The 21,380-nt window shown below is 70.6% G+C and carries 23 protein-coding genes; 4 read left to right on the top strand and 19 right to left on the bottom strand.

The window, feature by feature from the left end; genetic code table 11:
• Positions 1-118: 118 nt before the first annotated feature.
• The 6 genes from lgt to AC3ERS_RS25805 all read right to left on the bottom strand — a co-directional run bounded on the left by lgt (position 119) and on the right by AC3ERS_RS25805 (position 6,899).
• Positions 119-1,336: a prolipoprotein diacylglyceryl transferase gene (gene lgt / locus AC3ERS_RS25830; protein ID WP_431970821.1), complete on the bottom strand. Its 1,218-nt coding sequence runs from the start codon at positions 1,334-1,336 to the stop codon at positions 119-121.
• 94 nt (positions 1,337-1,430) lie between these two features.
• Positions 1,431-2,231 (bottom strand): tryptophan synthase subunit alpha, encoded by an 801-nt coding sequence (gene trpA, locus AC3ERS_RS25825; protein WP_431970680.1) that lies wholly within the window; start codon positions 2,229-2,231, stop codon positions 1,431-1,433.
• Positions 2,228-3,490 carry a tryptophan synthase subunit beta gene (gene trpB / locus AC3ERS_RS25820; protein WP_431970679.1) on the bottom strand — a complete coding sequence of 421 codons (1,263 nt, stop codon included), beginning with the start codon at positions 3,488-3,490 and terminating at the stop codon, positions 2,228-2,230. Before trpB ends, trpA begins: the two co-directional genes overlap by 4 nt.
• On the bottom strand, positions 3,490-4,308 hold the full coding sequence (gene trpC / locus AC3ERS_RS25815; RefSeq protein ID WP_431970678.1) for an indole-3-glycerol phosphate synthase TrpC: 819 nt from the start codon (positions 4,306-4,308) through the stop codon (positions 3,490-3,492). The genes trpB and trpC overlap by 1 nt, the downstream gene beginning before the upstream one ends.
• A gap of 183 nt (positions 4,309-4,491) precedes the next feature.
• Positions 4,492-5,343, bottom strand: a complete 852-nt coding sequence (locus AC3ERS_RS25810) for a TIGR02234 family membrane protein (RefSeq protein WP_431970677.1) — start codon at positions 5,341-5,343, stop codon at positions 4,492-4,494.
• On the bottom strand, positions 5,340-6,899 hold the full coding sequence (locus AC3ERS_RS25805; RefSeq protein WP_431970676.1) for an anthranilate synthase component I: 1,560 nt from the start codon (positions 6,897-6,899) through the stop codon (positions 5,340-5,342). Before AC3ERS_RS25805 ends, AC3ERS_RS25810 begins: the two co-directional genes overlap by 4 nt.
• A 133-nt stretch (positions 6,900-7,032) precedes the next feature.
• Here AC3ERS_RS25805 and AC3ERS_RS25800 point away from each other — a divergent pair, with 133 nt between their 5' ends.
• The 3 genes from AC3ERS_RS25800 to AC3ERS_RS25790 all read left to right on the top strand — a co-directional run bounded on the left by AC3ERS_RS25800 (position 7,033) and on the right by AC3ERS_RS25790 (position 8,839).
• Positions 7,033-7,494 carry a peroxiredoxin gene (locus AC3ERS_RS25800; protein ID WP_431970675.1) on the top strand — a complete coding sequence of 154 codons (462 nt, stop codon included), beginning with the start codon at positions 7,033-7,035 and terminating at the stop codon, positions 7,492-7,494.
• A gap of 96 nt (positions 7,495-7,590) precedes the next feature.
• Positions 7,591-8,187, top strand: a complete 597-nt coding sequence (locus AC3ERS_RS25795) for a permease (RefSeq protein ID WP_431970674.1) — start codon at positions 7,591-7,593, stop codon at positions 8,185-8,187.
• A 202-nt stretch (positions 8,188-8,389) separates the two neighbouring features.
• Positions 8,390-8,839: a MarR family winged helix-turn-helix transcriptional regulator gene (locus AC3ERS_RS25790; protein WP_431970820.1), complete on the top strand. Its 450-nt coding sequence runs from the start codon at positions 8,390-8,392 to the stop codon at positions 8,837-8,839.
• Positions 8,840-8,929: 90 nt separating this feature from the next.
• Here AC3ERS_RS25790 and hisI read toward each other — a convergent pair whose 3' ends face one another.
• The 6 genes from hisI to AC3ERS_RS25760 form a co-directional block, all read right to left on the bottom strand.
• Positions 8,930-9,274, bottom strand: a complete 345-nt coding sequence (gene hisI / locus AC3ERS_RS25785; protein ID WP_431970673.1) for a phosphoribosyl-AMP cyclohydrolase — start codon at positions 9,272-9,274, stop codon at positions 8,930-8,932.
• A 7-nt stretch (positions 9,275-9,281) separates the two neighbouring features.
• A complete protein-coding gene (locus AC3ERS_RS25780; RefSeq protein WP_431970672.1) occupies positions 9,282-9,536 on the bottom strand; it encodes a hypothetical protein in 255 nt (84 codons plus the stop codon).
• A 90-nt stretch (positions 9,537-9,626) separates the two neighbouring features.
• Positions 9,627-10,400, bottom strand: coding sequence for an imidazole glycerol phosphate synthase subunit HisF (gene hisF, locus AC3ERS_RS25775; RefSeq protein WP_431970671.1), 774 nt, complete (start codon positions 10,398-10,400; stop codon positions 9,627-9,629).
• Between the two features lie 4 nt (positions 10,401-10,404).
• Complete coding sequence (locus AC3ERS_RS25770; protein ID WP_431970670.1) at positions 10,405-11,232, bottom strand: inositol monophosphatase family protein; 828 nt, start codon at positions 11,230-11,232, stop codon at positions 10,405-10,407.
• 11 nt (positions 11,233-11,243) lie between these two features.
• Positions 11,244-11,975 (bottom strand): bifunctional 1-(5-phosphoribosyl)-5-((5-phosphoribosylamino)methylideneamino)imidazole-4-carboxamide isomerase/phosphoribosylanthranilate isomerase PriA, encoded by a 732-nt coding sequence (priA, locus tag AC3ERS_RS25765; protein WP_431970669.1) that lies wholly within the window; start codon positions 11,973-11,975, stop codon positions 11,244-11,246.
• 63 nt (positions 11,976-12,038) lie between these two features.
• On the bottom strand, positions 12,039-12,491 hold the full coding sequence (locus AC3ERS_RS25760) for a MarR family winged helix-turn-helix transcriptional regulator (protein ID WP_431970668.1): 453 nt from the start codon (positions 12,489-12,491) through the stop codon (positions 12,039-12,041).
• 101 nt (positions 12,492-12,592) lie between these two features.
• Between AC3ERS_RS25760 and AC3ERS_RS25755 the strand changes: the two genes are divergently transcribed.
• Complete coding sequence (locus AC3ERS_RS25755) at positions 12,593-13,114, top strand: nuclear transport factor 2 family protein (protein ID WP_431970667.1); 522 nt, start codon at positions 12,593-12,595, stop codon at positions 13,112-13,114.
• 162 nt (positions 13,115-13,276) lie between these two features.
• Here the strand turns inward: AC3ERS_RS25755 and hisH are convergent, their stop codons facing one another.
• The 7 genes from hisH to AC3ERS_RS25720 form a co-directional block, all read right to left on the bottom strand.
• Positions 13,277-13,912 carry an imidazole glycerol phosphate synthase subunit HisH gene (hisH, locus tag AC3ERS_RS25750; protein ID WP_355004130.1) on the bottom strand — a complete coding sequence of 212 codons (636 nt, stop codon included), beginning with the start codon at positions 13,910-13,912 and terminating at the stop codon, positions 13,277-13,279.
• Positions 13,909-14,541 (bottom strand): imidazoleglycerol-phosphate dehydratase HisB, encoded by a 633-nt coding sequence (hisB, locus tag AC3ERS_RS25745; RefSeq protein ID WP_431970666.1) that lies wholly within the window; start codon positions 14,539-14,541, stop codon positions 13,909-13,911. Before hisB ends, hisH begins: the two co-directional genes overlap by 4 nt.
• Before the next feature lie 20 nt (positions 14,542-14,561).
• A complete protein-coding gene (locus AC3ERS_RS25740; protein ID WP_431970665.1) occupies positions 14,562-15,695 on the bottom strand; it encodes a histidinol-phosphate transaminase in 1,134 nt (377 codons plus the stop codon).
• Positions 15,692-17,029 carry a histidinol dehydrogenase gene (hisD, locus tag AC3ERS_RS25735; RefSeq protein ID WP_357410261.1) on the bottom strand — a complete coding sequence of 446 codons (1,338 nt, stop codon included), beginning with the start codon at positions 17,027-17,029 and terminating at the stop codon, positions 15,692-15,694. The genes AC3ERS_RS25740 and hisD overlap by 4 nt, the downstream gene beginning before the upstream one ends.
• Positions 17,030-17,137: 108 nt before the next feature.
• Positions 17,138-17,740 carry a maleylpyruvate isomerase family mycothiol-dependent enzyme gene (locus AC3ERS_RS25730; protein WP_431970664.1) on the bottom strand — a complete coding sequence of 201 codons (603 nt, stop codon included), beginning with the start codon at positions 17,738-17,740 and terminating at the stop codon, positions 17,138-17,140.
• Positions 17,741-17,814: 74 nt separating this feature from the next.
• Positions 17,815-19,341 (bottom strand): serine/threonine-protein kinase, encoded by a 1,527-nt coding sequence (locus AC3ERS_RS25725; RefSeq protein ID WP_431970663.1) that lies wholly within the window; start codon positions 19,339-19,341, stop codon positions 17,815-17,817.
• A 235-nt stretch (positions 19,342-19,576) separates the two neighbouring features.
• Positions 19,577-21,322 carry a penicillin-binding transpeptidase domain-containing protein gene (locus AC3ERS_RS25720; protein ID WP_431970662.1) on the bottom strand — a complete coding sequence of 582 codons (1,746 nt, stop codon included), beginning with the start codon at positions 21,320-21,322 and terminating at the stop codon, positions 19,577-19,579.
• Positions 21,323-21,380: the final 58 nt, after the last annotated feature.

The following is a 21,380-nucleotide window of genomic DNA, read 5'->3' as shown; positions in this document are numbered from 1 at the left end:
TGTCGCCCCGGCGCTTCTAGGCGCGGAGTCCGAAGAACGGAATTCTTCGGACTCCGCATCGTTATCGCGCGCGGTGGCGGATGTGTTGCCGTCGCGCGCGGTCGATTTCGCGCGGCGGCTACTTGCCCTTGTCCGCCGTGGTCTTCTCGGCCGCTACGCCGGACTTAGGTTCCTCGGCGGAGTCGTCGTCCGCGTCCGGCGAATCTTTCGCCGCCGCCGTGGACTTCGGCTCCGCCTCCGCGGTGTCGGATTCCTCCCCCGCGCTCGCGGCGGACTTCTCCGGGGGCACCGTCACTGCCTTGTCGGAATCGTCGTCGACGGATTTCTCCGACGCCGCCTTCTCGGATCGATCCGACTCGTCCGCCGAGTCTGCCTCGTCCGCCGGGTCTTTCGCGGACACCTCGCTCTTGTCCAGCGTCACCGCGGTCGCGGTCGACGCACCCGCGGCGCGCAGTGCGCCGATCTGCCACGGCCACGGGCGCTTCATCGCGCCGGGCTGCAATTGCTCGGCGGTCTCGCGGCCCTTGGTGGCGAACACGAAGTAGGCGATGGCCGCGAGGAAGACCAGCGCCGAGGTGAACGAGTTGATGCGGATGCCCGCGATCTTGGTGGCCTCGTCGTCGCGCATCAGTTCGACGAAGAACCGGCCGAAGCTGTAACCCGCCACGTAGAGCGCGAACAGGCGACCGTGGCCGATCCGCCAGCGCCGGTCGATCTGCACCAGCAGCACGACGACCACCAGGTTCCAGACCAGCTCGTAGAGGAACGTGGGATGCACGATCTTCTCGACGACGCCGTTGGAGATGCCGTTCATCGGGTCGGGATCACCGTTGGAGTCGAACCGCGGGTAGATCTCCAGACCCCAGGGCACGGTGGTCTCCCGGCCGTAGAGCTCCTGGTTGAAGTAGTTGCCGAGGCGGCCGATCGCCTGGGCGAGCAGGATCGGCGGCGCGATGGCGTCGCCGAAGGCGGGCAGCGGGACTTTGTACACGCGGCAGCCGATCCAGGCGCCGATGCCGCCGAGGAACACCGCGCCCCAGATGCCGAGGCCGCCCTGCCAGATGTAGAGCGCCTCGATCGGGTTGGCGCCCGCGCCGAAGTACTTCTTCCAGTCCGTCGCCACGTGGTAGAGGCGACCGCCGATCAGACCGAACGGCACCGCGAACATGGCGACATCCAGCACCGTGCCCGCTTGACCGCCGCGCTCCTGCCAGCGCCGCTCGCCCCACCAGATGGCGACGACGATGCCGAGGATGATGCACAGGGCGTAGGCCCGCAGCGGGATCGGCCCGAGTTGCCACACGCCTTGCGGGGGGCTGGGGATATAGGCCAGCACATCGCTTCGTAACGTCACGGGGCCACCGTAGCCGAGGGCACTCGCGCGCTCTTGACGGACTCCGCCCGACAGCGCCTTCCGACGCCGGGAGGTGCTACGAGACGACGGTCGCCGAGCGCACGCCTTCGGCGAGTTCCCTCGTCAGCGCGCGCACCGCGTCCAACCCGTCGGCCGCGGCGGTGACCAGCGCCGAACCCACGATCACGCCGTCGGAGTAACTCGCGATCTCGGCGGCCTGGACGCCGTTGCGGACGCCGAGACCGACGCCGATCGGTATGTCGGAATGAGCACGGATGCGGGCGCACAGCGCGGGCGCCGCGGCCGACACCACGTCGCGCGCGCCGGTGACGCCCATGGTCGAGGACGCGTAGATGAAACCGCGGGACGCCTCGAGCGTCTTCACCAAGCGCTCTTCGGTGGAGGACGGCGCGACGAGGAAGATGCGGTCCAGATCGTGCGCGGCCGAGGCGACGAACCAGTCGTCGGCCTCCTCTGGAATCAGGTTCGGGGTGATGATGCCCGCACCGCCGGCAGCGGTCAGGTCGCGCGCGAAGCGGTCGACGCCGTACTGGAGCACCGGGTTCCAGTAGCTCATCACCACGGCCTTGCCGCCCGCCTCGGCGATCGCCTCGACCACCGTGAACACGTCACGCACCCGCACGCCGCCGCGCAGCGCCTGCTCGGCGGCGGCCTGGATGGTCGGGCCGTCCATCACCGGATCGGAGTAGGCGACGCCGACCTCGATGATGTCGCAACCGGATTCGACCATCGCGCGGCACACCTCGATGGAACCGGCCAGATCGGGGTAGCCCGCGGGCAGGTAGCCGATCAGCGCGGCCCTGTTCTCCGCGCGCGCCGCGGCGAAGGTGTTGGCGAGGCGGGACTGCTGGCTCACGACTCGGTCTCCTGCGGTGCGTCGAACAGCCCGAACCAGCGGGCCGCGGTGTCCATGTCCTTGTCGCCGCGGCCGGACAGGTTGACCAGGATGATCGCGCCGGGGCCGAGTTCCTCGCCCAGCGTCAGCGCGCCCGCCACGGCGTGCGCGGACTCGATCGCCGGGATGATGCCTTCGGCGCGGCTGAGCAGCAGCAGCGCGTCCATGGCCTCGGTGTCGGTGATCGGCAGGTACTCGGCGCGGCCGATGTCCTTGAGGTAGGCGTGCTCGGGGCCGACGCCCGGGTAGTCCAGGCCCGCGGAGATCGAGTGCGATTCGATGGTCTGGCCGTCCTCGTCCTGCAACAGGTACGAGTAGGCGCCCTGGAACGCGCCCGGCGTGCCGCCGGTGAACGTCGCGGCGTGCCTGCCGGTGTCGACGCCGTCGCCCGCCGCCTCGTAGCCGATCAGCCGGACGGCCGGATCATCGAGGAAGGCGTGGAAGATGCCGATCGCGTTGGAGCCGCCGCCGACGCAGGCGGTCACCGCGTCGGGCAGCCTGCCAGTCAGCTCCTGCACCTGCTGGCGCGCCTCGAGGCCGACGACGCGCTGGAGGTCGCGCACCATGAGCGGGAACGGGTGCGGGCCCGCCGCGGTGCCGAAGCAGTAGTAGGTCTGCTCGGCGTTGGTGACCCAGTCGCGCAGCGCCTCGTTGATGGCGTCCTTGAGCGTCTGCGAACCGGTGGTCACCGAGATGACCTCGGCGCCGAGCAGCCGCATGCGGGCCACGTTCAGCGCCTGGCGGGCGGTGTCGACCGCGCCCATGTAGATCACGCAGTCGAGACCGAGCAGCGCGCACGCGGTGGCGGTGGCGACGCCGTGCTGGCCGGCGCCGGTCTCCGCGATGACGCGGGTCTTGCCCATCCGCTTGGCGAGCAGCGCTTGGCCGAGCACGTTGTTGATCTTGTGCGAGCCGGTGTGGTTCAGGTCCTCGCGCTTGAGCAGGATGCGGGCGCCGCCCGCGTGCTCGGCGAGCCGCTTGCACTCGAACAGCGGCGACGGGCGTCCGGTGTAGTCGCGCTGCAACCGGTCCAGCTCGTCGAGGAAGGTGTGGTCGGCGCGGCACTTCTCGTACTCGGCGGTGACCTCCTCGATCACCGCCATCAGCGCCTCCGGCACGTGCCTGCCGCCGTAGACGCCGAAGTGACCGCCGAGATCCGGTTCGTGCGCGCTCGGGTGAGCGACGCCCGCACTGGCCTGGGGTAGCGCGTTCACCGCCATCACCGGCCCCGCCGAGCCGGCTTGGGGCAGGACGGGTGGGTGCCGGCGGTCACCAGCTCGGACACCGCGGCGCGCGGGTCGCCGCTGGTCACCAGGCCCTCGCCGACCAGGACCGCGTCCGCGCCCGCGCCGGCATAGGCCAGCAGGTCGGCGGTGCCGCGAATGCCGGACTCGGCGATCCGGATGACCTCGGTGGGCAGGCCGGGGGCGATGCGGGCGAACACGTCGCGGTCCACCTCGAGCGTCTTGAGGTTGCGGGCGTTCACGCCGATCACCGACGCGCCCGCGGACAGCGCGCGGTCGGCCTCCTCCTCGGTGTGCACCTCGACCAGCGCGGTCATGCCGAGCGATTCGGTGCGGTCGATGAGCGCGGACAGCACGTCCTGTTCGAGCGCGGCGACGATCAGCAGAATGACGTCGGCGCCGTGCGCGCGCGCCTCGTGGATCTGGTAGGGACCGACCACGAAATCCTTGCGCAGGATCGGGATGTTCACGGTGGCGCGCACCGCGTCCAGGTCGTCGAGCGAACCCCCGAAGCGGCGTCCCTCGGTGAGCACGCTGATGATGCGGGCGCCGCCGTCCTCGTAGGCCTTGGCCAGGCTCGCGGGGTCCGGGATGTCGGCCAGCGGTCCCTTGGACGGGCTGGCCCGCTTGACCTCGGCGATGACGCCGATGCCGTCTTCCAGGAGCGCGGCGCGCGCGTCGAGCGGGGCGGGCGCTGCGGCGGCTGCGGCCTTGATGGCCGGGAAGTCCACCAGGGCTTCCCGAGCGGCCACATCCGCGCGGACCCCGTCGAGAATCGAGTCGAGTACCGTCATCTGGCTCGAATCCTTTCTGGGGAGACGGACTTGCTGCCTGAGAATCCCCCCAGGCGCTGTCTCACCGATGCTGACAAAGAATAAATGGCTGTACCTCTTGTCTTGCGGCCGGGGTTCAGCTCAGCGGCCGACCGGCGGTCACGCCGCGCGGGGAACCCACGGGGCGCGGTGTGGGCGGTCACGTCAGCCCGCACCACCGTCCACCGCCCGGTCATGTGAGTTCGACTCGCCGGAATCGGGCTCGGCTCCGTCGCCCGCGGCAGGCCTCGTGCCGTTCCGCGAATCCGGCACCCTGCCGTTATGGGAATTCGATACCGCGCCCGGCGTGTCGTCGGTCGGGTCGGTACCCGCGTCCAGCGCGTCCCACAGCACCCGTTCCGAGAGTTGCCCCGAGGTGTCCGCGGCGCGTTGTTTGGTCACTTCCTCGGTGGCGGCCTCGCGGCGCACCACCGGGCTCTCGTACTTGCCGGAGAGCCTGCCCGACTCCCTCGGCATCCGCGCCAGCAACACGCCCGCCGCGAACGCGGCGAGTGCCGCGGCCATCGTGAGGACCGCGGGCAACGGCGCGGTGGTCACCTCGGTGACCGTGGCGCGGCCCGGCAGCTCGGCCAGCGCGGCGGCGCGTTCCTCGGTCGCGCCCTGACCGGTGAGCAGCGCGAAGGCGGGCACCGCGGTCACCGCCGCGACGAGCGTGACGAGCACGCCGACCATCCGCCGCAGCCATCCCTTGGTGGCCAGCAGCGCGGCGATGGCCGCCAGCAGCACCAGCGCCAGCGGGGTGAGCGCGCCGAACCAGACGCCGCCGTTCAGTTCGTCGGTGCGCGGTTCGGTGAGTCCGTCCGAGGACGACACCGTCACCCAGGTCAGTCGCGAGGAGCCCCACATCAGCGCCGCGGCCAGCGCCAGCAGCACGATGGCCCCGATCGGATACCTGCGCCCCTCGGCGCGGCGAACGGGCGCGACCGCCTCGGCGGCCGGGGACTCGCCGGTCTCCGCCGAGGCGCGCTGATCTCGTTCCGATTCCGCGCCGGTCATCGGACGCCGCCCGGATCCGCCGATAGGTCGGCGCCGTAGGCGCGCACGGTCTGGGCGGCGGCGACGGCCTTCAGCACCGCCATCGCCTTGTTGCGCGATTCCACGTCCTCGTAGTCCGGATCGGAATCGGCGACCACGCCCGCGCCCGCTTGGACGTAGGCGATGCCGTCCTTGAGCAGGGCGGTGCGAATGGCGATCGCGGTGTCGGCGTCGCCCGCGAAGTCGAGGTAGCCCACGACGCCGCCGTAGACGCCGCGCCGGGTCTGCTCCAGTTCCTCGATGAGCTCCATCGCCCGGACCTTCGGCGCGCCCGACAGGGTCCCCGCGGGGAAGCACGCGCTCACCGCGTCCAAGGCGACCTTGCCCGGCTTCAGCCGTCCCGACACCGTGGACACCAGGTGCATGACATGGCTGTAGCGCTCGATGTGCCGGTACTCGGTGACGCGCACCGTGCCCGGCTGGCAGACCCGCCCGAGGTCGTTGCGGCCGAGGTCGACGAGCATCAGGTGCTCGGCGTTTTCCTTCTCGTCGGCCAGCAGCCCCTTCTCCAGCAGCAGGTCGTCCTCCTCGGTGGCGCCGCGCCAGCGGGTGCCCGCGATCGGGTGCGTGGTGGCCACGCCTTCCTTCACGGTCACCAGCGATTCCGGGCTGGAGCCGACGATCGAGAAGGCCGTGCCGCCCTCGCCGTCGGGGACGTGGATCAGGTACATGTACGGGCTCGGGTTGGAGGCCCGCAGCATCCGGTACAGGTCGATCGCCTCGCCGCGATAGTCCATCTCGAACCGCTGGGAGAGCACGACCTGGAACGCCTCGCCCGCCTCGATCTCCTTGACCAGCCTGCGTACGCCGGCGCCGAACTCGTCGGAGGTGCGCTGCCTGCGGTACTGCGGCTCGGGCTGGTCGAAGACCGAGACGGTGGACGCGGCAGGAGCGGCCAGCGCTTCGGTCATCCGGTCCAGGCGGGCGACCGCGTCGTCGTAGGCCTCGTCGACGCGGTCGGACGTGCCGTTCCAGTTCACGGCGTTGGCGATCAGCGTGATGGCGCCCTCGTGGTGATCGAAGGCGGCCAGATCGGTCGCGAGCAGCAGCACCATCTCGGGCAGCTGGAGATCGTCGACGGCCGAGGAGGGCAGGCGCTCGATCCGGCGCACCGCGTCGTAGCCGAGATAACCGACCATGCCGCCGGTGAGGGGCGGCAGGCCCGGCAACCGCTCGGTCTGCAGCAGCTGCAACGTCTCGCGCAGCGCGACCAGCGGATCGCCGCCCGACGGGGCGTCTACGGGGATGTGGCCGAGCCACGCCGCCTCGCCGTCGACCACGGTGAGCGCCGACGGGCTGCCCGCGCCGATGAACGACCAGCGCGACCAGGACCGTCCGGTCTCGGCGGACTCGAACAAGAAGGTGCCAGCCCGATCGGCGGCCAGCTTGCGATAGGCCGACAGCGGAGTTTCGGAGTCCGCCAGCACCTTTCGGGTCACGGGGACCACCCGATGCTCCGCGGCGAGCAGATGGAACTGTTCGCGGGTCGTGGTGGTGGGAGTGGACGCGCCAGGCATTACTCCATCATCCCAGGGCGGACACCCGCGCTGCGCCCGGCCCGGTGCAAGGCCGCCTCGGGCCCGGTCGGCAAGCGCGCAGCGTCCGATCGGACGGTACCGAGCGTCCAGTACGCCCGGTACTGTCCCTGCTATGCAGAAAGGCCAGAGCGCCCCGCAGTTCGAGCTCCCCGACCAGTCCGGCACCCTCCGCTCCCTCGACGAGTTGCTCGCCGACGGACCACTGGTGCTGTTCTTCTACCCGGGTGCGAACACCCCGATATGCACCGCCGAGGCCTGCCACTTCCGGGACCTGTCCGCGGAGTTCGCCGCGCTCGGCGCCTCCTGCGTCGGCATCAGCACCGACGCGGTGGACACCCAGGCGGGTTTCGCCGCCAAACAGGGCCTCGGTTATCCGCTGCTCTCCGACACCGACGGCGCGGTCGCCGCGCAGTTCGGGGTCAAGCGCGGCCTGCTCGGCAAGCTCGCGCCGGTGAAGCGGCAGACCTTTGTCATCGACACCGACCGCACCGTGCTCGCGGTGATCGCCAGCGAGTTGCGGGCCAACGCGCACGCCGACGAGGCGCTGAGCTTCCTGCGCGAACGGGTCCGCTAGGCGAAACCCCGCTCCGCCTCGTCGGGAAGCGCTGACGAGGCGAAACGCCGACCGCGCTGCGGTACCGAGACCGTCCGGTCGACCTACGCTGAAACCATGACTTCGAGCGAGGTTCGGCCGGACGGCAAATCCAGCGCGACAGTCTGGCGCAATCGGATCATCGGCGGCGTGGTGCTCGTCGTGGTCCTCTTCGTCACCTATCTGGTCCTGGCCGCGTTCATTCCGCGCTGGTGGGCGCAGCGGATCGCCGAAATGGTGAGCGGCAGCTTCAGCAAGGGCATCGGCTGGGGATTCTTCTTCGGCGCGGTGTGCACCATCGTTCCGCTGTTGCTGTTGCTTTTCGCGGTGCTGATGTGGCGCAAACGGGCGGGCAAGTTCCTGGCGGGCGCCGCGGTGGTACTTGCCGTGCTGCTGGCGATACCGAATCTGATGACGCTGTCCATCGTGCTCGGCAACAGCAGCGCCGCGCACGCGGGCGAGCGCGTCCTCGACGTGGACGCGCCTGCGTTCCGCGGCGCCTGTCTCGCCGGCGCGATCATTGCGGCGCTGGTCTTCTCCGGTGTGGTGTTCTTCGTGGTGCGCCGACAGATGCGCCGCAAGAAGGCCGCCCAGCAGATCGCCTCCGCGCCACCCGCCGCCGCCCCGACGCCCGCCGCGCGGGACACGACATCGACACGCCACCACCATTTGTGAATGAACTCACGACATCGAGGATCCGTATGACCGCCGAGCGAAGTCGTGGCAAACTCGTTGCACGCGAGTGACTGTGAATTTGCTTTTTCACTGATCAATAGGCTCCCTAACTACCCACGTCACTTGGCTCGAAAGAAGGCGCATAGTGACGAAGTGGCTGGATCCCGTGGAACAACGGGCATGGCGTGCGGTCGTGGCGCTGATGACGCGGCTGCCGAGCGCCTTGGACACCCAATTGCAGCGTGAATCCGGGGTCACGCATTTCGAGTACTGGGTTTTGACCTTGCTTTCCGAGGAACCGGGGCATCGACTCCAAATGAGTGAGCTTGCCCACAAAGCAAATGCATCGCTATCACGCTTGTCGCACGTGGTGTCGAAGCTGGAGCGGCTGGGCTGGGCCCAGCGCTCGGCAACGGTGGGCCGGCGCGGCGTGCAGGCGGTGCTCACCGACGACGGTTACCTCAAGGTCGTCGAGGCGGCGCCGGGATATCTGGACGCGGTGCGGCGCTTGGTGTTCGACGAACTGGACGCCACCCAGAAGGACCAACTGGCCGACCTCAGCGAGATCCTCGCCCAGCGCCTCCCCGAGGCGGTGAGCCGGCTCGCGCCGAGCGTCGACGGCGCCGCGCGAGGCGACCGGTCGAGCGACTGAGCGCGCGTCCGGCCGTGCCGATCAGGGCGTACCTCCGCCTTCGCTCCGGCCATGCGCGGTCTTCGGACGGACTACGTCCGGCAGCGTCGTTCAGGGTTCGCCGAGCAGCAGGTCGGAATCGAAGCAGGTGTGGGTCCCGGTGTGGCACGCCGCGCCCTCCTGGTCCACGACGAGCAGCACGGTGTCGCCGTCGCAATCCAGCCGCACCTCGTGCACGTACTGGGTGTGGCCGGAGGTCTCGCCCTTGACCCAGTACTGCTGCCGCGAGCGCGAATAGTAGGTCGCCTTGCGGGATTCCAGCGTGCGGGCCAGGGCTTCGTCGTCCATCCAGGCGACCATCAGCACATCGCCGGTGCCGCGTTCCTGCGCGACGGCGGCCACCAGACCCGCGTCGTTGCGCTTGAGACGGGCGGCGATGGCGGGGTCGAGTGTCATGCCACCGTTATAACAGGGCCGTCGCCGCGTCGGTCCGGCGCGTGCGGCGCAGCGCTCCGAGGACCTCCCAGGTGCGCCGCTGGTCCTCCGGCGTGGTCAGATCCGTCTGCGTGAAGATCACGTCGGTCGCGCCTGCGTCGAAGTATTCCGCGACGCGCGAAGCGATCACGGCCTCGTCGCCGATGACGACCAGATCCGCCGCACGCCGCGCCCCGGACAGTTCGACGATCCGCCGATAGGACGGAATGTCGTCGTGCCACACCGATGCTCATGGCTCGGCCAACCCACGCGGCCGCGAGGCGATTCCGGCCCGGCCGATTCCCGCCAGCACCCGATCGGCGTGGCCGCGGAATCAGCGAACGACGATGTTCTCCGCGCGCATGGCATCCTTGACCTGTCCGATGGTGAGGTCGCCGAAGTGGAAGACGCTCGCCGCGAGCACGGCGTCGGCGCCCGCCTGCACCGCGGGGGCGAAGTGCTCGACGGCCCCGGCGCCGCCGCTGGCGATCACGGGAACCGAGACGGCGGCCCGGACCGCGCGGATCATCGGCAGGTCGAAACCGGTCTTGGTGCCGTCGGCGTCCATCGAGTTCAACAGGATCTCGCCGACGCCCAATTCGGCGCCGCGCATCGCCCATTCGATGGCGTCGATGCCGGTGCCCCGCTTGCCGCCGTGCGTGGTGACCTCCCAGCCGGAGGTGGTGTCGGGCTCGCCGTCGGGCACGGTCCTCGCGTCCACCGAGAGCACGATGCACTGCGAACCGAATCGCTCGGACATCTCCCGCAGCACCTCGGGACGGGCGATCGCCGCGGTGTTCACCGAGACCTTGTCCGCGCCCGCGCGCAGCAGCCGGTCCACGTCCTCGACGGTGCGCACGCCGCCGCCGACGGTGAGCGGGATGAAGATCTGCTCGGCGGTGCGGGTCACCACGTCGATCATGGTGCCGCGGTCGCCGGTGGAGGCGGTGACGTCGAGGAACGTCAGTTCGTCGGCGCCCTGGGCGTCGTAGGTCGCGGCCAGCTCGACGGGATCGCCCGCGTCGCGCAGGTTCTCGAAGTTGACGCCCTTGACCACCCGGCCCGCGTCCACGTCGAGACACGGAATCACGCGTACGGCCAACGTCATCGGCTCATCCTTCCTCGGCGGTCGACGGATCGGCGACCGTGCAGATCATCTCGAGCAGTTCTTCGTGCACCCCCGGCGCCGCCGCGAGCACCGACCCGGAGGTGATGGTCCACGGCTCGCCCGCCAGGTCGGTCACCACGCCGCCCGCGGCGCGGACCAGCGCGACGCCCGCCGCGTTGTCCCACGCATGGTGGCCGAACACGATCGCGCCGCCCAGCACCCCGGCGGCGGTGAAGGCCAGGTCGATGCCGGTGGACCCGTGCATCCGCACCCGGGAGGAGAGCCTGCTCAGCGGACCGAGCAGATCGAATCGGAAGCGGCCGGGGATGCGGCCCGCGGAATCGACGTTGAACGCGCCGAATCCGATCATCGAGTCGGCCAGTTTCGCGGGCGGCAGCGGCGCCAGCGGTTTGCCATTGAGCAGCACCGGCCCGCCGCGCACCGCGGCGTAGCGCTGGCCGAGGATCGGCAACCAGGTCAGCCCGAGCACCGGTTCGCCGTCGCGCACCAGCGCGAGCAGCATGCCCGAGAGCGGATGACCCGAGGAGTAGTTGAAGGTGCCGTCGATCGGGTCGAGCACCCACGCCGTGCCCGAGGTGAGCTGCGGACCGCCGAATTCCTCGCCGTGCACCTCGATTCCGGTGCGCGAGGCCAGGCCCTCGGAGATGGTGCGTTCCAGCTCCAAGTCGAGTTCGGTGGCGAAATCGTTGCGGCCCTTGGTGACCGCGCTCGGCGCGCCGAGACCCTCGACGAAACGCGCACTGGAGTCGTCGAGGATCTCGCTCGCGACGGCGAGCAGCTCGGGAAGCTCTGCGATCGGGTTGGCAGCCATCGGTTTCGGTATCAGCGCACCGCGGCCAGCGCCTCGGGGAGGGTGAACCGGCCCGCGTACAGCGCCTTGCCGACGATCGCGCCCTCGACGCCCTCGGGAACCAGCCCGGAGATGGCGACCAGGTCCTCGACGGTGGACACGCCACCGGAGGCGATCACCGGCGCGTCGGTGGCCGCGCACACGTCACGAAGCAGGTCCAGGTTCGGGCCGGTCAGCGTGCCGTCCTTGGTGACGTCGGTGACCACGTAGCGCGAGCAGCCGTCGCGCTCCAGGCGCTCGAGCACCTCCCACAGGTCGCCGCCGTCGCTGACCCAACCGCGGCCGCGCAGCCGGTGTTCGCCGTCGATGATGCGCACGTCGAGGCCGACCGCGATGCGCTCGCCGTGCTTGGCGATGGCGCGGGCGCACCACACCGGGTCCTCCATCGCGGCGGTGCCCAGGTTGACGCGGGCGCAGCCGGTGGCAAGCGCCGCCTCGAGGGAGTCGTCGTCACGGATGCCGCCGGACAGCTCGACCTGCACGTCGAGTTCGCCGATCACCTCGGCGAGCAGTTCACGGTTGGAGCCGCGGCCGAACGCCGCGTCCAGATCGACCAGGTGCACCCACTCGGCGCCCGCCTCCTGCCAAGCCAGTGCGGCGTCGCGAGGCGAGCCGTAGCTGGTCTCACTGCCCGCCTCCCCCTGCACCAGGCGCACGGCCTCTCCATTGGCGACATCGACGGCAGGTAGTAGCACAAGACTCACTCCGAGCAGCATAGTCGCCCGCTCCCCGCGCCCCACCTCCGGCCTGCGGAAACGCGGTGCGGGTCAGGATCGCGAGTGATCATCCAGTATGCGAGCGAGCAGACCGACCAGCTGGCGGCGCTCGGCGGCGGAGAGCGCGGCGAGCAGCTCGTCCTGGGCGGTGTCCAGGCGCACGTCCAGATCGTCGAGATGGCGCGCGCCGGGGCGGGTGAGGGTGACGATGTTGCGGCGGCGATCGCCCGGGTCGGGGCTGCGTTCCACGAAACCGCGGTCGGCCAGGTCGTTGAGGGCCGCGACGATGTCGCTGCGGTCGATGCGGGTGCGGCGGCCGAGATCGGCTTGGCTCGCGGGACCGAACTCGCGCAGCGTCGCGAGCAGGGCGTAGTGGTGCCTGCGCGATCCGGTGTCCTCCAGTGCCCGTTCCGTCGCCCGGTCGGCCACCAGGGCCACCTGGTTGATCAGCCGGGTGGGCAGTGCGCGCAGCCTGCCCGCGGCGCCGTCGTGCGCGATCTCCATGGCACCAATCTAGCAACCCACTTGTTGGCGCGACCCACGTTTGTTATCGTTGGCTTCACCAACGTTGGAGAGACCAACATATAGTTCGAAAGGCCATTGCCATGAAGAAGATCCGCCTCGTCCTCCCGCTCGCCCTGCTGCCGATCGCGGCGCTGGCCGCTTGCTCGTCCACCGCCGCCGCCGACGACGTCGAGCGGCGGGAAATCCGAGAACTGGTGGACCGCAACCAGATCAGCGCGCTGGTCGACCGCCTCGGCCGCACCCTGGACGACGGGACCTTCGAGGACTTCCGGGAGATCTACACCGCCGACGCCAGCGCCACCACGCCCGGCGGCACCGCACAGGGCGTCGCCGCGATGATCGCGCAGGCCGGGCGAAGTCACTCCGCCGACAAGAAGATTCAGCACTTCATCAGCAACGTGATCGTCGACCTGCGCGGCGACGCCGCCGCCGTACGCGCCAACCTGCTGGCCACCTTCGCGCCGGTGGTCGAGGGCACGCTCACCGAGCCGAAATACACGCTCGGCGAGATCTACCAGTTCGACGCTGTGCGGACTGCGGAGGGGTGGAGGCTCTCCCGGGTCCAGAGCACACCGCAGTGGGCGATCGGCACTCGCTTCTAGGCCATTCGACTACCGTCGATCTGGCTCGACCACCGTTCGACTATCGACGGAGAGAAATGGTGGCCGGGAAGTCGACAGGCCGGGGTTTCGCTGAGAATTGCACGCCCAGCGCCGATCGGACCGCATGCCGGAGGGCACGCGGTCCGATCGGCCGGGCGTGGTTCAGAGGGAGTCGATCCAGTTGCGCAGGAGGTGGGCGCCCGCGTCGCCGGACTTCTCCGGGTGGAACTGGGTGGCGGACAGGGCGCCGTTCTCGACCGCGGCGAGGAACGGGACGCCGTGCTCGGCCCAGGTGAGCTTCGGGGAGGCGAAGTGCTCGCTCGGGGGGAGATCCCAGGTCTGTGCGGCGTAGGAGTGGACGAAGTAGAACCGGGTGTCTGCGTCCATGCCCTTGAACAGCACGCTGTCGGACGGGGCCGACACGGTGTTCCAGCCCATGTGCGGCAGCACCGGCGCGGACAACCGCTCCACCACGCCGGGCCATTCGGCGCACCCGTCGGTCTCCACGCCGAACTCGACGCCGCGCTCGAACAGGATCTGCATGCCGACGCAGATGCCGAGCACCGGACGACCACCCGCCAGGCGCTGGCCGATGATGCGCTCGCCACGCACTTCGCGCAGTCCCGCCATGCAGGCCGCGAACGCCCCGACACCGGGCACCACGAGACCGTCTGCGGCCAGCGCGATCTGCGGGTCGGCGGTCACCTCGACGCGCGCCCCCGCCCGGACCAGCGCCCGCTCGGCGGAGTGCAGGTTGCCGGAGCCGTAGTCGAGCAGGGCGACGGATTTCGTTGTCACAGCGTTCCCTTCGTCGACGGCACGCCGCTCACCCGGGGGTCGAGTTCGACGGCGGCCCGCAGCGCCCGCGCCACGGCCTTGAACTCGGCCTCGGTGATGTGGTGCTGATCGCGGCCGTAGAGCACCCGCACATGCAGCGCAATGCGGGCGTTGAGCGCGATCGACTCGAAGACATGCCGGTTGAGCACGGTCGAATACGGCGCGCCCGGTTCCGAGCGGCCGCGCACGGGACTGCCCGGAATCACCGCGTGCAGCAGGTGTTCCGGTTCGCCGGTGTGCACGCAGTACGGCCGCCCCGACACGTCGACCGCCGCGTGCGCGAGGGTCTCGTCCATCGGGATGAAGGCGTCGCCGAAGCGCCGGATGCCGGACTTGTCGCCCAGCGCCTTGCCGAGCGCCTGCCCGAACACGATGGCGGTGTCCTCCACCGTGTGGTGCGCCTCGATCTCGATATCGCCCTCGGCGCGCACGGTCAGGTCGAAGCTGGCGTGCGCGCCCAGCGCGGTGAGCATGTGGTCGTAGAACGGGACGCCGGTGGAGATCTCGGTCTTGCCGGTGCCGTCCAGATCCAGTTCGACGACGATGCTGGATTCCTTGGTGATGCGCTCGACCCGCGCGGTCCTGTTCATCGGTGCTTCCTCCACGGGGTTCATCGGGGCGTGAGCTCGGTGCCGACCAATTCCCTGCTGACGCGCAGGAACTCGTCGTTCTCGGCGGCCAAGCCGATGGTCGCGCGCAGATAGCCGGGAATGCCGACGTCGCGGATGAGCACGCCGCGGTCCAGGTACCGCTGCCAGGCGTGCGCGGCGTCGGCGAACCGGCCGAACAGCACGAAGTTGGCGTCGCTCGGCACCACGTCGAAGCCCATCTCGCGCAACGCGGACGCGACCCGGTCGCGCTGGGCCGCCAATTCCGCGACGCTGCCGAGGGTTTCGTCCGCGTGCCGCAGGGCCGCGCGCGCGGCGGCCTGGGTGACCACCGACAGGTGGTAGGGCAGCCGCACCAGCAACATGGCGTCGATCACCGCGGGCGCGGCGACCAGGTAGCCGAGGCGGCCACCGGCGAAGGCGAACGCCTTGCTCATGGTGCGGCTCACCACCAGCTTGGCCGGGAACCGGTCGATCAGCGCGATCGCGCTCGGCGCCGCGGAGAATTCGCCGTACGCCTCGTCGACCACCACGATGCCGGGCGCCGCGTCGAGGATCCGGACCAGGTCGTCCTGCGGGATGCTGTGTCCGGTGGGGTTGTTCGGGCTGGTCACGAAGACCACGTCCGGCTTGCGTTCGGCGATCGCCGCCAGCGCGTAGTCGATGTCGAGCGAGAAATCGGCATTGCGCTCGGCCTCGACCCACTCGGTGTCGATGCCCTCGGAGATGATCGGGTGCATCGAGTAGGAGGGCACGAAACCCAGTGCGCTGCGGCCGGGTCCGCCGAAGGCCTGTAACAGCTGCTGCAGGATCTCGTTGGAACCGTTGGCGGCCCAGACGTTCGCGGTGTCGACCGCGAACCCGGTCTGGCGGCTGAGGTAGGCCGCCAGGTCGGTGCGCAACGCCACCGCGTCACGGTCCGGGTAGCGGTGCAGGTCGGCGGCGGCGGCGCGAATGGACTCGGCGACGTCGTCGACGAGCGCGCGGCTCGGCGGATGCGGGTTCTCGTTGGTGTTCAGCTGCACCGGAACGTTCAATTGCGGTGCGCCGTAAGGCTTCTTGCCGCGCAGATTCTCGCGCAGCGGCAGGTCGTCCAGCCCGATGGACGACCCGGGCGCGGTGAGCTGACCGGTCATGACAGCGTCTCGAATCGCACCGTGACGGCCTGGCCGTGCGCGGGCAGATCCTCGGCGTTGGCGAGCGCGACCACGTGCCCGGCCACATCCTTCAGCGCCGCCTCGGTGTACTCGACGACGTGGATGCCGCGCAGGAAGGTCTGCACGCTCAGACCGGAGGAGTGGCGCGCGCAGCCCGCGGTGGGCAGCACGTGATTCGAGCCCGCGCAGTAGTCGCCGAGGCTGACCGGCGCGTACGGCCCGACGAACACCGCGCCCGCGCTGCGCACCCGGCCCGCGACCGCGGCCGCGTCGGCGGTCTGGATCTCCAGGTGCTCGGCCGCGTAGGCGTTCACCACGCGCAGGCCCTGCTCGATGTCGTCGACGAGGACGGTGCCGGACTGCTTGCCGGTCAACGCCTCTCGCACCCGGTGCGCGTGCTTGACCACGGTCATCTGGGCGCTCAGCGCGGCGTCCACCGCGTCGGCCAGCTCGGCGCTGTCGGTGACGAGCACGCTGGCCGCGAGCACGTCGTGCTCGGCCTGGCTGATCAGGTCGGCCGCCACGTGCGCCGGATCGGCGGTGGCGTCGGCCAGGATGGCGATCTCGGTGGGACCGGCCTCGGCGTCGATGCCGACCAGGCCGCGGCACAGCCGCTTGGCGGCGGTCACGTAGATGTTGCCGGGACCGGTGATCAGGTCCACCGGCTCGAGCTCCGCGCCGTCGGTGTCGACGCCGCCATAGGTGAGCAGCGCGACAGCCTGCGCGCCGCCGACCGCCCACACCTCCTCGACGCCGAGCAGCTGCGCGGCCGCCAGGATGGTCGGGTGCGGCAGCCCGCCGAACTGGGCCTGCGGCGGCGAGGCCACCACCAGCGAACCGACGCCCGCGGTCTGGGCGGGCACCACGTTCATCACCACGCTGGACGGGTAGACGGCGTTGCCGCCGGGCACGTACAACCCGACCCGCTCCACGGGCACCCAGCGTTCGGTGACGGTGCCGCCGGGCACCACCTGGGTCGTGGTGTCGGTGCGGCGCTGATCGGCGTGCACCGCGCGGGCCCGCGCGATCGACTCCTCCAGCGCGGCGCGCACCGCGGGATCCAGCTCGTCGAGCGCCTTCACCAGTTCGGCGGCGGGGACGCGCACGGTCGCGGGAATCACACCGTCGAACCGCTCGCCGAACTCGAGCGCCGCCGAGACACCATGTTCCCGGACCGCCTCCACCACCGGCCGCACCTGATGCAGCACCGAGTCCACGTCGACTCCCCCGCGCGGCAGCGCGGAGCGCAGCTCGGCAGCGGAAGGAGTACGACCGCGCAAATCGACGCGGGCGAGCTCGATGCGGGATGTCATGTCGGTGTCGATCCTTGTCTCCAGCTGGTCACAACAGGAAAGTTGCCGCTACCAGCCTAGTGGACGCCGCCGGACGTCTTCTTCCCGCACACGCGGACGGTCCAGTGATCACCCGCAGCGGCGGCGCAGCTCGGCGACTCCCTCGCCTTCGAGTTCGTCGAGCACCTGCGTGCGTCCGACGACGGCGAGCGCCAGCGCCTCGGCGCGACCGCGCACCTCGGGCCCGCTGCCACTGGCCCAGTCCAGGTCCGTGGCCACGAGCCGCAGTCCGTTGCTGCGGTGTCCCGGACGGACGAACGGGTCGGGGTGTTCGAGCGCGCGGCGCAACCGGTCGGCCGGGATCGTGCGGGGGCGGCCGAGCGGGCGGCGAATGTCCTGCTGGTGCACGAACAGGTCGGCCAGCACCAGGGCGGGGCCGAATCGCGACAACGTCCCGGCGGCGTTCTCGAACATGTCGATCAGCTGGGCGGTGGACAGCGCCCGCGCCTTGTCGACCAGTCGGCCGTTCACCCGATCGATGGAGAACCCGCACCGGACGACGACGCCACCGTAGGTCAGCGGGGCGATCGTGTCGTACAGCAGATGCCCGACCACATCACGGACCGACCACCCCGCGCACAGCGACGGCGTCTCCCAGTCCTCCGCGCGCAGGTCGCGCAGCAACTCGACGAGCTCGGCGCGTTCCGCGGCCAGCATCCCCCTGATCTCCATGACGAAAGACTAACGGCGGCACTGCCGCCGTGGCCATTGCGACTCCTCGCGGCGACTCCGACGCCGCCCGCGGCTCAGCGGGTTTCGCTGTCGATCAGCAGGCGACCGCCGCCGTCGACGACCCGCAGCACCAGCCCCTTGGACTCGCCCTCCACCGTGAGATTGGCCAGCCGCATGTCCACCGAGCCGTCGGGATTGTTGGAGCCGGAGGCGGCGTTGATGCCGGAGAACGTGTCGACGATGCGCGAACCCCAGTACTCGCGGAACGCCTGTTCCCCGCCGTAGGCCTTCTGCGCCGCCGGGGTGAGCAGCGACCAGGACCCGCCCGGGTTGTTGTAGAAGTTCACGATCAGCTGACCGGCCGGTCCCCATTCGACGGTGCCCGCGCTCGGCGTGCGGCCCAGCGCCGGGGCCGTCGTGGTGGCGCCGCCGGTGGCCGTGGCGCTCGCCGATGGCGGAGTCGCCTGCGCCGAGGGCGAGTTCGACTCCGACTGGTTCAGGCTGCCGATCAGCAGCGCGGCCACGGCGACCACCGCGCCGACGACACCGCCGATGAGCACCGCGCGCCGCTTGCCGCCCGAGGAGGACGCCGGACGCGGCTGGGCCGCGGTCCTGGGGTGCGCGGCCGTGTTCGGGTGCGCGGCGGCGTGCTGCGGCGGCGGCAGCGGGCGGACGTGCCGTTCGGTCGGCTGGTACGTGGGCTGGGGCACCGGGGTGCGCAGCGCCCGCGTCGCCGCATCCGAAGCGGACTGGCGCGCGAAAGCCTCACTGGCCGGGACGAATCCGGCGGGCACCGCGGCGGAGTCGGCGAAGGCGGCCAGCGTGTCGCGCGCGACGCGCATGCTCGGCCGTTCCTGGGGGTCCGGATTCAGCAGCGCGAGCAGGAAGTCGGTGGCCTGCCCCGCGTTTCGCGGCTCGCTGACCTGACCGTTGGCCGCGGCGTAGAGCACCGCGAGCGGATTCGCGCTCGCGCCGTAGGGCGGTTCGCCCTCCAGCGCGTGAAACAGCGTGGCGCCGAGGGAGAACACGTCGGCGGCCGGGGTCGGGTCGGAGCCGCGGGCCACCTCGGGAGCGAGGTAGGCGGCGGTACCGCAGATCAAGCCGGTCTCGGTGAGCGTGACGTCGCCTGCGGCGCGGGAGATGCCGAAATCGGTGATTTTGACCGTGCCGTGGTCGTCGAGCAATATGTTGCCCGGCTTCACGTCGCGGTGCACGATGCTCGCCTGATGCGCGGCGATCAGCGCCGAGGCGACCTGCTCGCCGATGCGTGCGACCTGAGTCAGCGGCAGCGTGCCCTGCGCGGAGAGCACCGCGGCCAGACTGCGCGACTTCAGGTACTCCATCACCAGGCACGGGTCGCCCTCGTGTTCGGTGATGTCGAACACCACGATCGCGTTCGGGTGCTGGAACCGCGCGGCGTTGCGGGCCTCGCGGATCGCGCGCTGGCGCGTGACTTCGCGTTCGGCCTCCGGCAGGCTCGCTTTAATGTGGATCTGCTTGATCGCCACGGAACGCCGGAGTCGCTCGTCGGTGGCACGCCAGACGACACCTGTGCCGCCGCTACCAATCCGCTCGACCAGGCGGTAATGCTCCGCGATCAACTGACCGGTATCGATGGCGCCTACTCCGAACCTTCTCGAAATCGTGACATCCCGCATATTGACCGCTGACGCGGCCCGCCGACGAGTGTAGCGGGCGTGCGGAGCGCGGTCCGCGCCAGCCGGGATATATCCGCCGCCCAAATCGCCGGAACCGGTCGATAGTACGGGCGCAGGCAGTTTCGCGCACGCCGGAGCGACGGCGGAGCGGCGCGTATGGTGCGAGAACGCCGAAAGATCACCGCGCGCGCAACATCCGTCCCGCGGCGTTCACCGCGGGGGCCGAGCTGCCCGCGTCGCTGACGAACACCGCGAACGCCAGGTCACCGTCGATGCTGACGAACCAGCCGTGCGCGTGGGTGTCGTCGATGTACTCCGCGGTGCCGGTCTTGCCGAGCAGCCCGGGGATGTCACGCAGCTGGGTGGCGGTGCCGCCGGTGACGGTCTCGCGCATCATGGCTTTCAGCTGGTCGTCGACGGTGCCGGGCAGCGGCTCCGGCTGCCGGTCGGCCGTCCCCGGCCTGCCCTGCACCAGGGTCGGCGCGGGCGCCGACCCGTGCGCGATGGAGGCGGCCACCAGCGCCATCCCGAACGGCGAGGCCGTCACCTGCCCTTGACCGATGCTGGACTCGACGCGCTCGGCCGCGGTGTCGGCAGCGGGCACCTGGCCGGTGACCGTGGTCAGGCCGGGTGTGACGTAGTCGATGCCGAGGCCGAGTTGCGCGGCCGCGTTCGTCAGCCCGTCCGGCGGTAGCTTCACGCCCAGCATGCCCATGGTGGTGTTGCAAGAGCGGGCGAAGGCGGTGTGCAGCGGGACCCGGCCGAGGTCGAACTTGTCGTCGTTGGGAATCCGGCGGCCCTCGATGTCCGCGGTGCCTGGGCACGGGAGCACGCTGTCCGGCGTCGCGTCGCCCGCCTGCAGCGCGGCCGAGACGGTCACCGTCTTGAAGGTCGAACCCGGCGGGTAGAGGCCGGTCAGCGCGATCGGTCCCTGCGCGTCGGCGGCGGCGTTCTGTGCCATGGCCAGCACATTGCCGGTGGACGGTTGCAGCGCGACGATCGCGGCGGGCTGCCCGATCGGAGCCAGGGCGTCCTCTGCGGCGCGCTGTAATCCGACGTCGAGCGTGGTGGCGATGTCGGTGGTCTGGCGCGGGTCCTGTCCCGCGATGCGTTCGGTGCCGTTGGGCGTCTTTGCCCGCACGGCCCAGCCCGCCGCCGCGTCCGCGTTCTGCTGCCACAGTTCGGTGAGGCCGGACAGGGTGGGCGAGGACAGGGCCTTGTCGGTGGTCAGCAGCCGGGTCTGCGGGGCGAGGGTGACGCCGGGCACCGCGGCCAGCGCGTCGTTGATCGGGGCGATGTCGGCGGCGCGCAGCGTGATCGCGGTGATCGGTTTGCCCTGCGCGGCGGCCAGTTCCGCCCGCAGGGACTGCGCGGTGATGCCCGGCGCGAGCGGGCCGACCAGGGCTGCGACGGCCGCCGTGTCCGCGCCGGGCGCGAGGTTCACCAGGGTGACGATCTGCTCGGTCATCAGGTTGCCGCCCGCCCCGTCGAGGACCCGGGCGGGTTCGGCGTAGGCGGGTCCGTAGGTCAGCGGGCCCGCGGCGAGGCCGGGTGCCACGGTGGCCGGATCCCAGCGGATCTTCCAGTCGCCGTTCTCGGTCGCCTCACCGACGGTGGTGTAACTCCACTCGTCCTTGCCGCCTTTGCCCAGCCGCCAGGTGGCGGCCAAGGTGAAACGGTTCTCGTCGGTCGAGCGCACCTCGAAAACGACGTCCTTGCCGAGGCCGTCGTAGAGCTGGTTCAGCGTGTCGGCCGCCTTGCCGGGATCGTCGGTCAGCGCGGCGGCCGCGGCGACGTCGTCGCTGTTCAGCGCATCGGCGAACTGCCCGGCCACGGTGTCCGGCTGCTCAGGCCCGGAACTGCACCCGGCCAGGACGAGCACGGGTGCCGCGGACAGGAACAGGAGCCTCCGGTGGATGCGCACCCCGCCGACGGTACCGAAATCGTCCGTCGGCGCGGCGTATCCGCGGAGCCGGTGTCGC

The organism is Nocardia sp. bgisy134, from assembly GCF_057708325.1.
The sequence above is the reverse complement of the archived record's forward strand: the minus strand, read 5'-3'. Positions and strand labels throughout refer to the sequence as shown.